This is a genomic window from Niveibacterium sp. COAC-50 (genome assembly GCF_013184235.1).
GTDB lineage: Bacteria > Pseudomonadota > Gammaproteobacteria > Burkholderiales > Rhodocyclaceae > Niveibacterium > Niveibacterium microcysteis.
Genome location: NZ_JABCJM010000001.1, coordinates 168005 through 183026 on the forward strand (window position 1 = coordinate 168005; position 15022 = coordinate 183026).

The 15022-nt window shown below is 64.8% G+C and carries 17 protein-coding genes; 8 read left to right on the plus strand and 9 right to left on the minus strand.

Features of this window, described 5'->3' with window-relative positions:
- The first annotated feature begins 6 nt into the window (after positions 1-6).
- The 3 genes from HH302_RS00750 (at position 7) to HH302_RS00760 (ending at position 3830) form a co-directional block, all read left to right on the plus strand.
- A complete protein-coding gene (locus HH302_RS00750) occupies positions 7-486 on the plus strand; it encodes a nuclear transport factor 2 family protein (protein ID WP_172196812.1) in 480 nt (159 codons plus the stop codon).
- 90 nt (positions 487-576) lie between these two features.
- Positions 577-1476 (plus strand): aldose 1-epimerase, encoded by a 900-nt coding sequence (locus tag HH302_RS00755; RefSeq protein ID WP_172196814.1) that lies wholly within the window; start codon positions 577-579, stop codon positions 1474-1476.
- A gap of 74 nt (positions 1477-1550) precedes the next feature.
- Positions 1551-3830: a patatin-like phospholipase family protein gene (locus HH302_RS00760; RefSeq protein WP_172196816.1), complete on the plus strand. Its 2280-nt coding sequence runs from the start codon at positions 1551-1553 to the stop codon at positions 3828-3830.
- A 63-nt stretch (positions 3831-3893) separates the two neighbouring features.
- Here the strand turns inward: HH302_RS00760 and HH302_RS00765 are convergent, their stop codons facing one another.
- The 3 genes from HH302_RS00765 to HH302_RS00775 form a co-directional block, all read right to left on the minus strand.
- Positions 3894-4607, minus strand: coding sequence for a queuosine precursor transporter (locus HH302_RS00765; protein WP_172196818.1), 714 nt, complete (start codon positions 4605-4607; stop codon positions 3894-3896).
- 95 nt (positions 4608-4702) lie between these two features.
- A complete protein-coding gene (locus tag HH302_RS00770) occupies positions 4703-5089 on the minus strand; it encodes an HIRAN domain-containing protein (protein WP_172196820.1) in 387 nt (128 codons plus the stop codon).
- Complete coding sequence (locus HH302_RS00775) at positions 5059-5508, minus strand: YraN family protein (protein WP_371814540.1); 450 nt, start codon at positions 5506-5508, stop codon at positions 5059-5061. The genes HH302_RS00770 and HH302_RS00775 overlap by 31 nt, the downstream gene beginning before the upstream one ends.
- An 87-nt stretch (positions 5509-5595) precedes the next feature.
- On the opposite strand from HH302_RS00775, the gene rsmI reads away from it, so the two are divergent.
- The 4 genes from rsmI to HH302_RS00795 are packed head-to-tail and all read left to right on the plus strand — an operon-like array spanning position 5596 to position 8751.
- Entirely contained in the window at positions 5596-6375 is a 780-nt protein-coding gene (rsmI, locus tag HH302_RS00780; RefSeq protein WP_253945974.1) for a 16S rRNA (cytidine(1402)-2'-O)-methyltransferase, read from the plus strand.
- 59 nt (positions 6376-6434) lie between these two features.
- Positions 6435-7469 (plus strand): dihydroorotase, encoded by a 1035-nt coding sequence (pyrC, locus tag HH302_RS00785; RefSeq protein WP_172196824.1) that lies wholly within the window; start codon positions 6435-6437, stop codon positions 7467-7469.
- Between the two features lie 8 nt (positions 7470-7477).
- Positions 7478-7948 carry a hypothetical protein gene (locus tag HH302_RS00790; protein ID WP_172196826.1) on the plus strand — a complete coding sequence of 157 codons (471 nt, stop codon included), beginning with the start codon at positions 7478-7480 and terminating at the stop codon, positions 7946-7948.
- A complete protein-coding gene (locus HH302_RS00795) occupies positions 7945-8751 on the plus strand; it encodes a DUF3025 domain-containing protein (protein WP_172196828.1) in 807 nt (268 codons plus the stop codon). Before HH302_RS00790 ends, HH302_RS00795 begins: the two co-directional genes overlap by 4 nt.
- Before the next feature lie 7 nt (positions 8752-8758).
- On the opposite strand, the gene HH302_RS00800 is transcribed toward HH302_RS00795, so the two are convergent.
- The 6 genes from HH302_RS00800 to HH302_RS00825 form a co-directional block, all read right to left on the minus strand.
- Complete coding sequence (locus tag HH302_RS00800; protein WP_172196830.1) at positions 8759-9586, minus strand: HDOD domain-containing protein; 828 nt, start codon at positions 9584-9586, stop codon at positions 8759-8761.
- A 108-nt stretch (positions 9587-9694) separates the two neighbouring features.
- Entirely contained in the window at positions 9695-9889 is a 195-nt protein-coding gene (locus HH302_RS00805; protein ID WP_172196832.1) for a DUF2892 domain-containing protein, read from the minus strand.
- A 70-nt stretch (positions 9890-9959) separates the two neighbouring features.
- On the minus strand, positions 9960-10613 hold the full coding sequence (locus HH302_RS00810) for a Crp/Fnr family transcriptional regulator (RefSeq protein WP_172196834.1): 654 nt from the start codon (positions 10611-10613) through the stop codon (positions 9960-9962).
- Positions 10610-11371, minus strand: a complete 762-nt coding sequence (xth, locus tag HH302_RS00815) for an exodeoxyribonuclease III (RefSeq protein WP_172196836.1) — start codon at positions 11369-11371, stop codon at positions 10610-10612. Before xth ends, HH302_RS00810 begins: the two co-directional genes overlap by 4 nt.
- 63 nt (positions 11372-11434) lie before the next feature.
- Positions 11435-11929: a DUF4124 domain-containing protein gene (locus HH302_RS00820; protein ID WP_172196838.1), complete on the minus strand. Its 495-nt coding sequence runs from the start codon at positions 11927-11929 to the stop codon at positions 11435-11437.
- On the minus strand, positions 11926-13980 hold the full coding sequence (locus HH302_RS00825; protein WP_172196840.1) for a M3 family metallopeptidase: 2055 nt from the start codon (positions 13978-13980) through the stop codon (positions 11926-11928). The genes HH302_RS00820 and HH302_RS00825 overlap by 4 nt, the downstream gene beginning before the upstream one ends.
- Positions 13981-14108: 128 nt before the next feature.
- Between HH302_RS00825 and HH302_RS00830 the strand changes: the two genes are divergently transcribed.
- Positions 14109-14966 carry an HDOD domain-containing protein gene (locus HH302_RS00830; RefSeq protein ID WP_172196842.1) on the plus strand — a complete coding sequence of 286 codons (858 nt, stop codon included), beginning with the start codon at positions 14109-14111 and terminating at the stop codon, positions 14964-14966.
- Positions 14967-15022: the final 56 nt, after the last annotated feature.

Genomic DNA, 15022 nt, shown 5'->3' on the forward strand with positions numbered 1-15022 from the left:
CAGCGCATGCATCCAAACGCACAGTTGATCCATGACTTCTACGGCGCCTTGGCGCGTAAGGATGGCGCCGCGATGGCGGCCTGCTATGCGCCGGATGGCCAGTTCAGCGATCCGGCTTTCGGTGTGCTGAATGCCAGCGAGGTCGGCGCGATGTGGCGGATGCTCACCGCGCGCGCTGCTGATCTGGAGGTCGTACTGAGCCAGGTGCGCGCCGACGATGCGAGTGGTGCCGCCCACTGGGATGCGAGCTACACCTTCAGCAAGACCGGGAGGAAGGTCGTCAACCGGATCGACGCGAGCTTCCGCTTCCGTGACGGCAATATCGTCCGCCACGAGGATCATTTCAACCTGTGGCGTTGGGCTGCGATGGCGCTTGGCCCGGCGGGCGCCTTGATGGGCTGGTCGCCGCCGATGCGGCGAGCGATCCGACGGCAAAGCCGGCAGGCGCTTGATGCCTGGTTGCAGCGGGAGGCCGGCGTGCGCTGAAGAAGGTTTGCGCCGCACGGAATCCCCCAGACACGGTGCGGCGCAGCATTTGGTACGATTGGCGAACTAAAAAAGAACAAGAGGTTGTTGATGTCGCAAGAAGAGCTTGTCACGCTGCAGGCCAATGGATGGACGGCGCAGGTCTCACCCGAGTGGGGCGGCCGTCTGTTTTCGTGCCGCGCCGAGTTCGATGGTGCCCTGCGTGATGTGCTGGTGCCCGTTCCGCTGGACCTGCCGCGCGAGCAAGCGATCCGCAATGCCGGTTGCTACCCGCTGGTGCCCTTTTCGAACCGCATCGCCCAGGGGCACTTTCGCCACAACGGGAACGAAGTGCGGATGGCGCCACATCCGCTTGGCGCGCCGCATGCGATCCACGGCATCGGCTGGGTGCGCCCATGGGACGTCGACGCCGAAAGTGAACGCGCCGTAACGCTGCGACTCGATGTGGCGGCGGGCGAGTGGCCTTGGGCCTTTTCCGCCGAGCAGACGATCACGCTGGACCCGGGCGGCCTCACCGTCTCGATGCTGGTCACCAACCGAAGCAATGCGCCGATGCCCTGCGGCATGGGCTTCCACCCGTACTTCCCGCGCCCGTCGGGCACCCGGCTGCGTGCCCGTGTGCGAAACCACTGGCTCGTCAACGCCGACCGTATTCCGCATGGCTTTGAACGCGCGCTGGGCCGCTTCCCGCTCGACGGAACAAAGGTTCTCAGTACCGGGCTGGATGACGGATTTTCGGGTTGGAACCGTCGTGCGCGGCTGGACTACGCCGACTATTCGATTTCCCTGACGGCGACGCCGGGCTTGGATCATCTGGTGGTGTATTCGCCCGAATCAGCGCCTCTGGTGTGTGTCGAGCCGGTCAGCCATGTCACGAATGCGGTCAATCTGCCGTCCGCCGCACGCCACGGTGCCGGCTGGCGCGAGATCGCCCCGGGTGGTTCATGGCTGGAGTCGATGCACCTGTCCGTCCTGCCGCCAAGGCGCTGAGCCAAACGGGCGCAACCGGCGCCTGATCGGGCTGTGGTATAAGCGGCGAAGCCCCTGTCGCCGCCGAATCCCCCATGAAACGCCTGATTCCGACCCTGTGCACCGCGCTTGCGGTGATCTGCGCCCCCACTGCGCAGTCCGCGCCCAAATCTGCACCAAAAGCCCTGCCGAAGGCGGAGGCCACCAGCAAGGTGGCGGCGGCGCCCGCCAAACGCCCGCGAGTCGGGCTCGTGCTCGGAGGCGGCGGCGCGCGTGGCCTGGCGCACGTGGGTGTGCTGGAGCAGCTGGAGCGTCTGCATGTGCCGATCGACTGCATAGCAGGGACCAGCGCCGGCGCACTGATCGGCGGCATCTATGCGTCAGGCATGCCCTTGCCGGAGATACGGCGGCGCCTTGAGGACGCCGACTGGGACAAGCTGATCGCGGGCTCACCCGACCGCCGCAACCTGCCCTACCTGCGCAAGAAGGACGACTACCAGAACCTCGCAGCGATGACCTTCGGCGTCGACGAAGACGGCTTGAAAGTGCCGCGCAGCGTCGTCGGGTCTCAATTGATAGACCGGTTCCTGCGCGAAATGACGCGCGACATCTATCGCGAATCGTTCAACGATCTCCCGATTCCCTTCGAGGCGGTGGCTACCGATCTGGAGCGCGGCGACATGCGCGTGTTCAAGGGCGGCGATCTTGCGATCGCGCTGCGCGCGAGCATGGCTGTGCCGGGTGTGTTCGACGTGGTGAGTGACAACGGACGCCTGCTGGTCGATGGCATGTTCGTACGCAACCTGCCGATCGAGAATCTGAAGGAAAAGACGCCGGGCTCGTGCGCCGCGGATGTCGTGATCGTGGTCGACGTTGGCACGCCGATGCTCAAACCCGACGAGATCCGCACCTTCGTCGACGTCGCCGCCCAGGCGATGAATATCGCGACCGGGCGCAACGTACTCGAACAGCGCAAGCTGCTCGCGCCCGGCGATGTGCTGATTGAGCCGGACCTAGAGGGTTATTCGCCCGCGAGCTTCACCTCGGTGAAGGACATCATCGAGCGCGGAAGCGCCGCGACGTTGCCGCTTGAGGCGCAGCTGGCGACGCTTGCCGTTGACGACTCGGCCTACCGTGCCTGGCTGGCCGGGATCGCCACGCGGGCAAGCGAATCGCAGAAGCCGTACGACCGGCTGGAGGTGGCGCAGACGCGCTTTGTGCCGCCGGACCGTGTTGAGGGGGTCATCACCGGCAAGACGCCCCCGGCTACGCAGGAGCAATTGCTTGAGCGCTTCGATTCGCTGTACGACACCGGCGACTTCGACTCGATCAACTATCGCCTGCACGACGCGGGCGGACAGCAAGTGGCGACCGTCACTCCGCTGGAACGTAGCGTTGGCCCGAACTACTTGCGCATGGGCATCGACTTCAAGCTCGACACCTATCGCACCGCAACGATCAGCTTTCTCGGCAATTACCAGATGACGTGGCTGAACCGGTGGGGTGCGCAGTGGCGCAACGACCTCCGCCTTGGCGCCGACTCGTCGCTGAGATCCGAGATCTATCAGCCAATCGGCCACTCACCGACTTTCGTGGTGGGCGGCGTGTGGTGGGGCAGTTCCTCGCTGCCGCTGTTCGACTCTGAAGGCAACCGTCTGTTCGAGATCGGCGTCAATCGCCGCGGCGCTGAAGTCGGGGGCGGTTACGGCTTGGGGCGTTACGGCGAATTCCGGCTGACCGCCTTTTCCGAGCATGTGGAGGGCGAAGTGCTGACCGGCGGCATCGGCGTCAGCACCAACGCGGCGACGCGCTTGTATGGTGGTCGAGCCCAGCTCGTCATCGACCAACTGGACAACCCGAAGTGGCCACGCCATGGCTACTTCCTTCGAGCGGACTACGCGGCGGGCCACATCAAGGACCAGGATGATCTTGCGCAACTGGTGGAAGTCGATGGCGATCTGGCCGGCACCTTTGGCACCTTCACCGTGCGGTCGACCGCACGCGTACGCGGCTCGCTCGACCAGAGGCTATCCACTGTCCCGATTCCTTATCAGCTCGGTGGTTTCCTGCAGGTATCGGGCATGCAGACGAACGAGCTGACCGGCGCGCGCACGGCGCTCGGGCGCGTCATGGCGTACAAGCAGATCAGCTCGCTGCTGCCCCAGTTGGGGTCTGGCGTCTATGTCGGGGGCTCGCTTGAGGCAGGCAAGGTGTGGAACCAGATCTTCACCGGCACCAACACCAAGATCATCCCGGCCGGATCGGCCTACCTTGGGGTGGACACGTTGTTGGGGCCGCTCTATCTGGGCGCAGGCTGGGCCGACTACAACGGTGGCAAGTGGGCCGGTTACCTGTACCTCGGCTACACGAACTGAGCAAAGGCGCCACAACGAAAAAGGCCGCGATCACGTCGCGGCCTCTTCTTTGCTCGTGGCAGATCAGTTGCGAGTGTCGAGCTTGAAGGGGTTGAAGTCGGTGTGCCGGTCGTACCAGTCTTCGTTCTCGTGTTGCTTGAGTTTGTTGACGATGAGGTAGGTCAGCGGCGTGAACACCACTTCGACGGCGGTTTTGGTAATGAATTGCGACAGCATCAACGTGGGAACCAGTTCGTTCGGCATGATGCCGCTGTTCCAGAACGCCAGCGGATAGAAGAGAGAGGAATCGACCGCCTCACCGAAGATCGTTGAGCCGATCGTGCGGCTCCACAGGTGTTTGCCCTGCGTGAGGATCTTCATCTTGGCCAGAACGAACGAGTTCACGAATTCGCCGCATGAAAAAGCGATCAGCGAGGCCATCGAGATCCGCCAGGTCGAGCCAAACGCCGTTTCGTACACCGCCTGGTTGGGCCAGTTCGGCGCAGGTGGCAGCGCCACGATCACGTAAGCCATGATCGACGCGAACGCGAGGCCGGCAAAGCCCGCCCAGATTACGCGCCGTGAGTAGGCGTAGCCATACACCTCGGTCAGGATGTCGCCAAAGATGTAGCTGATCGGGAAGAACAGTACGCCGGCGCCGAAGGTTAGCGTGCCCACCAGTGGCAGGTTCAGTTGCGCGGCCTTGGCGGGGCCGATCAGGTTGGAGCAGATCAGTACGGTGACGAAGGCGACCATCACCAGGTCGTAGTACTTGTACTGCCGGATAGGACGGTTCATTGGGGGGCTCTCTGTCTAGTGGATGGGGTTGAAGCCGATCTAGGTCTTGTGTCGCAATTCTGGCACGCGCGGACCAAGCCCGGAACCCATGCACTTCAGGGCAGGACAAACACCTCGATCGTAATTCTGCGGCGCGGGTCTGCGTCGTCAGTCAGTGAGCCGATGCGCGCTTCGATGCCGGTGCCGGCATCCATTGCGGCGGATACCGCGTCGTTTTCGGCGCGCGGCAGATAGCCGAGTTTCTGCCCTTGCCAGCTCACCGCGATCGCGCGGCGGTCGTGCGGGTTGTCGGGCTCGCGTTGCAGCGAGAGTGGTGCCCCAACGCGCAACTGCGTCCACACTCTCGGCGCTTCATAATGTGTGAACCCTGCGAGCGGTGTTCGCTGCACCAACACTCGCAGGCGCGGTGCGGCGAAGGCGGGTGCCAGTGCCGCGAACAGCGTGGCGGCGATCAGTACGCGTCGAACGCGCCGCGGATCCATTCGATGTGTGCAAGGTGAAGCCGATCGAGCAACACAACGTCGAAGCGGCACGGGCGCCCGGCCCAGGCCTTGCCGCCATTGGCGAGGAACCACTCCGCGGCGCGCACCAGCTTGGCCTGCTTGGCTGGCGTGATGCTGGCCGCGGCGCCGCCGAAACGCGGATCGGTGCGCATGCGGACTTCGACGAAGACCAGCATCTCGCCGTCGGTCGCTACCAGATCGATTTCGCCCAGCTTGCAGCGCACATTGCGTGCGATCACCTTGAGACCTTGTCGAGATAGCCAGGTTTCGGCCAGTCGTTCGGCCAGAGTGCCATCACGCAGATGCGGCGGAACTTGCGGTGCCTCGGGCCCGGCCGCAGAATGCCCGCCGCCCAGCACCTTTGAGAAGCCTTCATGGATTCGTCGGATCAGTCGCACGCTCTACCTCCTGCCAACCGCGTTTTGCTTGCGAAGCCGGCGCTCTACATCGTCGCGACCCCGCTCGGAAATCTATATGACATAACGATGCGTGCGCTGGCTGTGCTTGGCAAGGTGGACGCCATCGCGGCAGAGGACACACGTCACACCCGCCGCTTACTCGATCACTTCGGTATTCGCACGCGCCTGCTCGCGGTGCATCAACACAACGAGCAGGCGGCGGCCGATGGGCTCGTCGGCCTGCTTGAGCAGGGGCAGCACATCGCGCTGGTGACGGACGCGGGCACCCCGGCCGTTTCCGACCCCGGCGCGCGCGTCGTGGCGCGGGTTCAGGCCGCCGGTTTCCCGGTTGTGCCGGTTCCGGGGCCAAGTGCAGTCACCACCGCGCTGTCGGCGTCCGGCTTGGTCGAAGGGCGCTTCCTGTTCGTCGGTTTCCTGCCACCCAAGGCGACAGCACGCCGCGCGGAGCTCGAAGCCCTCACCAGCACGCCAGCCGCTCTGGTGTTTTACGAAGCGCCGCATCGGGTCGTGGAGTGCGTCGCCGACCTTGCCGCGGTGTTTGGCGGGCAACGCGAGTTGGTGGTGGCACGCGAGCTGACGAAGCTGCATGAGCAGATCGCGCGCATGCAGCTGGCGGAGGCCGCTGACTGGTTTGCGGCGGATTCCGACCGCAGTCGTGGCGAGTTCGTGCTGATCGTGGCGCCGCCGATCGCAACGGAGGGACTGTCGCCCGAGACCGAACGGACGCTGCGCCTGCTGCTTGACGAACTGCCGTTGAAGACGGCCGCAAAGCTTGCAGCCCAGCTGACCGGCGCCAACAAGAACGCGCTTTACGAGCGCGCGCTCGCGCTCAAGGACGCCGGCTGACGCCGGAGCGGCAAGCCCGGCTGGTAAACTGAAACATTCACCGTTTTCCGGATTCAAGCATGCAGACGATCACCATCACCCGACCCGACGACTGGCACCTGCACCTGCGCGATGACGCTGCGCTGGCGGCCGTGCTGCCCGATACGGCACGCCGTTTCGGTCGTGCGATCGTGATGCCGAACTTGCGTCCGCCGGTTACGACGGTCGCGCTGGCTGCGGAATACCGTGCGCGTATCCTCGGTGCGCTGCCGGCCGGCCTCAAGTTCGAGCCGCTGATGACGTTGTACCTCACAGACAACACGTCGCCAGACGAGATCGACCGCGCGAAGGCAAGCGGCTTCGTGCATGCCGTCAAGCTGTATCCGGCTGGCGCCACGACCAACTCGGACGCGGGGGTGACCGCGATCGACAAGGTCTATCCGGTGCTCGAGCGCATGGAGCGTGTTGGACTGCCGCTGCTGGTACACGGGGAGGTGACCCATGCTGACGTGGATGTCTTCGATCGCGAGCGCGTGTTTATTGATCGCGTATTTGCGCCGGTCACGGCGCGTTTCCCGGGTCTTCGCACGGTCTTCGAGCACATTACGACGGCGGATGCCGCGCGATTTGTGAGCGAAGCCGGCGACAACATCGCCGCCACGATTACCGCGCACCACTTGCTGATGAACCGCAATGCCATCTTCGCGGGTGGCATTCGGCCGCATCACTATTGCCTTCCGGTGCTCAAACGCGAGACGCATCGCCAGGCACTCGTTGCGGCGGCAATCTCTGGCTCACGCAAGTTCTTCCTCGGCACTGACTCGGCACCGCATGCCAAGTCGGCCAAGGAAGCGGCCTGCGGCTGCGCCGGCTGCTACACCGCCAACGCGGGCATCGAGCTGTACGCCGAAGCTTTCGACCAGGCCGGGGCGCTCGACAAGTTGGAAGCCTTCGCCAGCTTCAACGGGCCGGACTGGTACGGTCTGCCCCGCAATACCGATACGGTGACGCTGGCCAAGGAGGCGTGGACGGTGCCTGCGCAACTGGACTACCTCAACGGTGATCCGCTGGTGCCCTTGCGCGCCGGCGAGACGATTGCCTGGAAACTTCTCTGAGCAGAGCCATGCGCTTTAACCCACTGCTGCTGATTGCCGCTGCGACGACCCTGCCGCTCTTGCTCACGGGTTGCGAGAACAACGCGGCGGCGTATGAGGTGGACGGCCGCAATCACGCGATAACGCTGGTGCGCGAGCGCAACTACATCTGGAGCGACGAGGTGAAGCAGGCGCTCGTCGCGGCCCGGTTCCCTGCGTGCCAGCGCCGTTGGGAGATCGTGCCCGGCAATACCGAGGGGCCGAAGATGTCGCTGTACGGGATTCGCGATGGCTTGTTCGTGGCGGTGCAGGGCAAGCACTGGTACGCGATCGGCACTGAAAAATGTGAGGTCGCGAAGATGGAGCCCAGTGGCGATGCGCCACCGGGCCAGCTGCTCGGCGCCTTCGTGCGCAAAGATGGCGTGTTGAGTTTCGTGCCGGATCCTGCCGCCCGTGCCGCAACTGGCACGCCCGCCGACGGGCAGTCGGCTCCGCAGTGAGTGGCCTTGGGCCGGCGGCGTTTGCCGGGCGGCCACTGTTCGAACCCTACACCGACGCGTTGCTCGCCAGCGGCTGCCGCTTGCCGTCGCGCGACGCGCTCGATGATCTGCTGGGTCGGCCCGGCCCCCGCCCATGCTTGCAGGACGGTACGCGAATCCACCTTGTCGGCGAAACGCCTGCTCTCGGCTACGAGGCGGGCATCGCCGTGAGCGGTGGTGTGCCGACTCGCGAGTACGATTGGCATGACTACTTCAATGCGTTGGTGTGGCGCCGCTTTCCGCAGGCAAAGGCGGCGCTAAATGCGGCGCACATCGCGGCACTGCAGCAGCGTGGACCTCACGCGCCGCGTGGGCGGCGACGCGATGCGCTGACGCAATTCGATGAATGCGGGGTGGTCGTCTCGTCCTCTGATCCGACCCTGCTGGCGGCGCTGCGCGGCCATGAATGGCGCGAGCTCTTCTTCGACGCCCGAAACGCCTGGGGGCGTGCGATCGAGGTCACGGTGTTCGGGCATGCGACGCTCGACCAAATGCGAGCGCCGTTTGTCGGCCTGTGCGGAAAGGCGTTGCTGCAGCGCGTGCCGCATGACTGGTTCGAGCGTCCAGCAGCGCAGCGCTGCCAAGCGCTCGATCAGTGGCTGTCGGCGCAGATTGCCGACGAGGGCGGCATTGGTGGCGGCGTGCGTTTGCAGCCGATGCCGCTGCTGGGCATTCCTGGCGTGGCTGCCGAGAATGCGCACGCCGACTACTACGCGGATACGCGCCAGTTCCGGCCGCTGCGCGCGGCCGTGGCGCCTGCCTGACGGGCCGTCAGATGAAGGACTGAGCCTCGGCAAGCATTGCCGGGCCGTCGTCGAGGATCGTGCTCAGCTGTTCAGTGTCGAGCGCGAGTTTCTCCAGCCATTCTGCGGGCACCGCCTCGGCGATTGCGTCGCCGGACATGCCCTCCATCAGACCTTGCGCGCACGCGCTGGATACCGCAACGACAATGGCGAACGGGCTTGCTTGCTTGGAAACCGGGTAGGCATAGGCGCCCAGGGCATTCTGGATCGCGACTGGGAACTGCCACAGGCGTGCGAGTTCCGCTCCCGCGGCGCAGTGGTCCGCACCGAAGCGTTCGCGTTCCGCCTCGCAGCGCTCGGCCGGGCTTGAGTCGGCCATTTCCGCGGCAAGCGCCTGCGCCTCTGCCGGGTGGGCGAGGTGCAGCAGCAGGTCGCCAATGCGGTGCATCAGCGCTGCGGTGTACGAAAACTCGACGTCGATTCGCGCGCGGCGCGCGATCGCGCGGGCGAGCGCCGCGCTCAGCAGCGCATGGCGCCAGAACGGCTGCAGCTTGACGCCCGGCACCGCCTTGAAGGTGTTGGTCATGCCGGAGGCAATCACCAGCGTGCGCAACGCGTTAAGGCCGATGCGGGTCACCGCGTCTTCAATCGCGCCAATTTTGCGCGTGGCGCCGTAGTAGGCCGAATTGGCCATGCGCAACACGCGGGCGGAGAGGGTTGGATCGTGTTTGACGGAGTCAGCCAGATCGCTCAGATCCGCGCTGTCGTCCTCCATCGTACGCACCAGATCCTGCATGACCTTGGGCATGGCGGGCAGGTCAGGAATGCGTTCAAAGAGTTGTGCGATGGTACTCACGGTCGGACTCCGGCGGACTGTATTCCATGAATATCGGCGTCCCCCGGCCGGACTTGAATGCGGACGCGCCGACCGGCGTCACGGCCAGTCGGCGCTTGCAATGCTGACTCAGGTCTTCTTCATCGGGCAGGTATTGATGCCCAGTAGCCCGTAGGCCGGGCAAACGCCGAACAGGCCGGTTGCAAGTGGAACAATGCCGATCCAACCCCAGGCGCCAACGATGCCTGCGGCCGCGAGCCCTACCAGTACGGCGCCACCGCCGATGCGAACCACTTTGTCAATGCCACCCACATTTGCCTTCATGTCGTGCTCCTTTGCCGGTTTATGTGGGGCCATTTGAGCGCAGCGAGGGGGGCGATGTATGTAACCGCGGTTACATAGCCTCCGGCGCGGCAAGGCGGCGCAGGCCAGTCGGGTCGACAACCTCGATCTGCTCGCGCCCGAGGCGCACCAGGCCTTGGTCGGCGAATCCCTTGAGCAGACGGCTCACCATCTCACGCACGCTGCCCAATTCGTCCGCCAGCTGTTGATGCGTGACGTGAAGCAGGCGGCCACGGCCCAACAGATGGCTGGCGAGGCGGGCATCCAGGCGGCGGAATGCCACCTCCTCGACCAGTTGCATCAGATCGGCCATGCGTTCGGAGATCAGCCGGAAAATGAAGTCGCGGAAGGCGGGCTCCGCCATCAGTGCCTCGAATTCATTTGGCGGCAAAAGCAGTAGGGTGCTGTCGCGTTCGGCAATGCCGCTGGCGTTGTAGTCCGCATGCCCGAGCAGGCAGCTGGTTGAAACGATGCAGGTCTCACCCGGCAGTACGCGATAGAGCGGAAGCTCGCGCCCCTGTGCCGAGCGTTTGATCACGCGGATGGCGCCCTCCAGCACGAAGGGAAACCCGCCGCAGCGTTGATGCTCGTCGAACACCTGGGCGCCGGCCGGCACCTGGATCTGCTGGCTGTTTGTCAGTACGCGTTCGCGCGCCGCCGGCGAAAGCGCCGCGAGTGCGGTGTAACCGTCGAGCGGGTCGTTCATGAGCCGAAGATGGCGATCACCGGCGCATGATCGCTCGGCCGCTCAAGCACGCGGGTACTCTTGTCGACAGAGCATTGCTCCAGCGTCGCTGCCAGCGGCGCGCTGACGAGGATATGGTCGATGCGCAAGCCAAAGTTACGGCGGAAGGCGTTCATCCGGTAGTCCCACCACGAAAAGCTCTTCTCTGGCTGGTCGAACTTTCGGAATGCATCGACGAGACCGAGCCCGGTGAGCGCTGCAAATGCCTCGCGCTCAGGGGCCGAAACATGGATTTCTTCCTTCCAGTCGGGGGGGGCGTCGCGATCTTCCGGGGCGATGTTGAAATCGCCGGTCAGCACCAGTTTCGGATGCGCCGCGATTTCGACGCGCAGCCATTCGGTCAGCGCGGTGAGCCATTCGAGCTTATAGGCGAACTTCTCCGAGCCCACGGCCTGGCCGTTCGGGAAGTAGGCGCCCACGACGCGAACATCCCCGATGGTCGCTGCGATTACCCGCGCTTGCGGATCCGGGAAGCCCGGGATGTTGCGTTGCACGGCATCAATTGGCGCACGCGACAGGATCGCGACGCCGTTGTAGGTCTTCTGCCCGTGGGTTTCCAGCCGGTAACCCGCTGCTTCGATGTCGGCGCGCGGCACCGAAGCATCCTCGCATTTGAGCTCCTGCAGGCACACGACATCGGGTTGCTCGCGCGCGAGCCAGTCCAGCAGATGCGGCAGGCGGACCTTGAGCGAATTGACGTTCCAGGTGGCAAGCTTCAAGGCAGACCCCAAAAGAAAAAGACCCGCCGATTCTACCGGCGGGTCTCGTCTGGCGGGGGCTGTTCAGCGTGTCTTCGATGGGTATCCGGCGGTGGTGAGCGCCGCAGCCCAGCTCGATTCGGAGTAGCCCTCAAGCGGCTTACCGCCGACCAGCATGCTCGGGATCATGACATCCTTCGCTGCGTTCTTGCCGAGCAGCTTGGCGGCTTGCTCGCCTTCCGTCGTATTGGTGATCTTCACCTCGCTGAACGGCACGCCGCGGCTTTGCAGATACTGCCGCGCAGTGCCACAGGGTTCGCAGCTGTCCTGGGTGTAGAGCGTCACAGGAAAGCGTTCGGCAGCGACACGCGTTGCGTAGGGCTGCTTGTCCATCTGGATCGAGCTGCCCTTGAGCATGCGCTCCTCCACCCGCTTCGCGTCGGGCGGCGGTGGCATGTCCGAGTAGTGCACCCGGCCGGCCGAATCGACCCAGCGGATGATGCTCTCGGCGTGGGAGGCGGGCGCCGCGCCAAGGAGCCCAATCGCAAATATGGCGGAGTAAGCGATTTTGGTGTTCATGCCGTAATCATACCGTGATGGCGCAGCAATGCATCAGGCTTCGGTGGGCGACCGCGGAAAGCAGTGAAGGATTCCAGCGCTGGCCGCGAGCCGCCGACGCCGAGTACCTCCAGCATGAAGCGCTCGCCGGTTGCGCGGTCGAGCACGCTACCCGTCTTCTCGGCCGCTTCTTCGAAGGCAGAGTAGGCGTCGGCCGACAGCACCTCGGCCCAGTGGTAGCTGAAGTAGCCCGCCGAGTAGCCGCCGGCAAAGATGTGGCTGAACGCATTCGGGAAGCGCTGCCAGGCGGGCGGATGAATCACCGCGACTTCGTCACGCACCTGGCGCAACAGCGCCATCACGTCGTCCGCAGCGGGGTTGAATTCGCTGTGCAGGCGCATGTCGAACAGCGCGAACTCGACTTGCCGCAGCATGCCGAGGCCTGCGTGGAAGTTCTTTGCCGCGAGCACGCGATCGAACAACTCGCGCGGTAGCGGGGCGCCGGTTTCGGCATGCGCGGTCATATTGCGCAGCACTTCCCATTCCCAGCAGAAGTTCTCCATGAACTGGCTCGGCAGCTCCACCGCATCCCATTCGACGCCGTTGATGCCGGAAACGCCAGGCTCTGCCACCCGCGTCAGCAGGTGGTGCAGGCCATGGCCGGCTTCATGGAACAGCGTGATGACCTGGTCAAAGCTGTACAGCGCTGGGCGGCCATCGGCTGGGGGCGACGCGTTGCAGACAAGGTAGGCGATTGGCGCTTCGCGGCCGGCAGCGGTCTCGCGCAGCGAACGCGCTTCGTCCATCCACGCACCGCCGCGCTTGGTGTCGCGCGCATACGGGTCGAGGTAGAAGTGGCCGATGTCCTTGCCGTCGCGGGTTAGCGTGAAGTAGCGGACGTCCGGGTGCCACACGGGTGCCGTATCCGGCCGAATCGTCACGTCGTAAAGGCGTCCCACAACCCCAAACAGGCCGTCGAGTACCTTGTGCTCGGGGAAGTACTGCCGCAGCGCTTCTTCCGAGAAGTCGTAACGCGCTTGCCGCAGTTTCTCGGCGGCGTAACCCATATCCCAGGGCTGAAGGTCGGCGATACCCAGTGTTCCGGCGGCGAATTCGCGCAGCTCTGCCAAGTCGCGCTCTGCGGATGGCCGCGCACGGCGCGCAAGGTCGAGCAGGAACTCGATCACCTCGCCGGGCGAACCCGCCATCTTCGGCACCAGCGATACGCTGGCGTGGTTCGGGTAACCGAGCAGGCGCGCGGCCTCCTCGCGGAGCGTCAGGATGCGGGCGATCAGCGGGCCGTTGTCCCACTCGGGGTGGCCGATCTCGGCCGAGAACTCGGATGCGCGTGTGGCGTTGGCACGCCACACCCGTTCGCGCAGCCCGCGGTCGTCGGCCTGGCGCAGCACGGCCATCACGCAAGGGCCTTGCAGCGTGAGCCGATAGCCGGCAACGCCAGCCTTCGCCGCTACAGCCTTGGCATTCGCGATGGTGTCGGCCGGCAGGCCGGCAAGCGTCTCAGGGTTTGCGAAGTCCTCATGCCATGCGTTGGTGGCGTCGAGCAGGTTCTCGGAAAATTTGGCGGACAGGCCAGCCAGCTCTTCCTGGATCGCCTGAAAGCGCGGCTTGTCGGCCTCCGGCAACTCTGCGCCAGAAAGGCGGAAGTCGCGCACAGCATCCTCGACCACCTTGCGGCGTGCGCGTGGCCATGCTGCAAAGTCCGGGCGTGCTGCGAGGGCTTTGTAGCCGGCGAACAGCGCCGTGCTTTGACCGAGCTCGGCAAAGAAACGGGTTACCTCCGGCAGCATCGCGTTGTAGGCTTCGCGCCACGGCGGCAGATCCAGCACGGAATGCAAATGGCGTACGACTCCCCAGGCGCGACCGAGGCGGTCGGTCATGTCCGACAGCGGCTGAACAAAGTTCTCCCAGGTCGGCTCCCCGGGCTGGCTGGTCAGCGTCTCGACCAAGGCGCGGCCTTCATCGAGCAAGCTGGAAATTGCCGGCGAGACGTGTTCCGGGGTGACAATGTCGAAGCGCGGCGCGCCGGAGAAGTCGAGCAGGGGATTGTTCATGTCGATGACCCAAAAGTTGTGCCGCTATTGTGCCGAAAACACTGCCAGGGCGGGGCGGGCTTGAGAGCTGGCCCGGCGCGCCCGACCACCCCTTCACGGGGGGATCACTCTTCCGGAGGTAGGACCTGATGGACAACGCCCAGTCGCAGCGCGAGGCGCTTGGCGCCGAGATCGAGCGCGAACTCGCCGACGGCAGCCTGAGTTTCCCGACTTTTCTGGAGGTGTCGCAAAAAATCCAGAAGACGCTTGAACGGGAAGACGCCGGACTCGACGCGTTGGTTCCCCTGATCCAGCTTGAGCCGGTGCTGGCGGCGCGTGTCGTGGGTTTGGCGAACTCGGTTCTGTACGCATCAAGCGGCAACCCGGTGAAGGATGTGAAATCCGCGGTCATGCGCATTGGCCATGCTGCAGTGCGCAGCCTCGCGCTCGCGGTGGCAACCGCGCAACTGGCGCATGGCGAGCGCCTCGGCCCGGCACGGCGCTATGCCACGCTGCTATGGGATCACAGCCTTGATGTTGCGGGCTGGGCCTACGCGATCAGCGCAACATTCCGTACCGTGCGGCCCGACGACGCGCTGCTGGCCGGCATGCTGCACGACATCGGCCAGTTCTACCTGCTGGGCAAGGCCGCTGACTACCCCGCGCTGCTCGATTCCGAGAGCGAGTTGTCCGACATGCTGCTGTGCTGGCACAAACCCATCGGTGAAGCGGTCCTCAAGGCGCTGGGCATGGCACCCGAACTGGCGGATGCGGTGAACGACCGCGAGCTGTACGGTTCCATGTGGCCGCCGGCAAGCTTGCCGGACGTGCTGATGGTGGCTTGCCTGCTGGCGGATACACCAAGTCCGCTGACGCTGATGAGCGAGGACGCGCGTACCAGCCTGCGCAAGATCGTCGCGCACGGCATTCCAGAGGACGTGCTTGAGCAACTGCATCTGGATGCGGCGGACGAACGGCGCAAGGCGCTTGCCGCCTTGGCGGGTTGAGTTGGCTCGGCGCTGAACAACAAAACGCCCGCATCACGCGGGCGTTTTTATTGGGT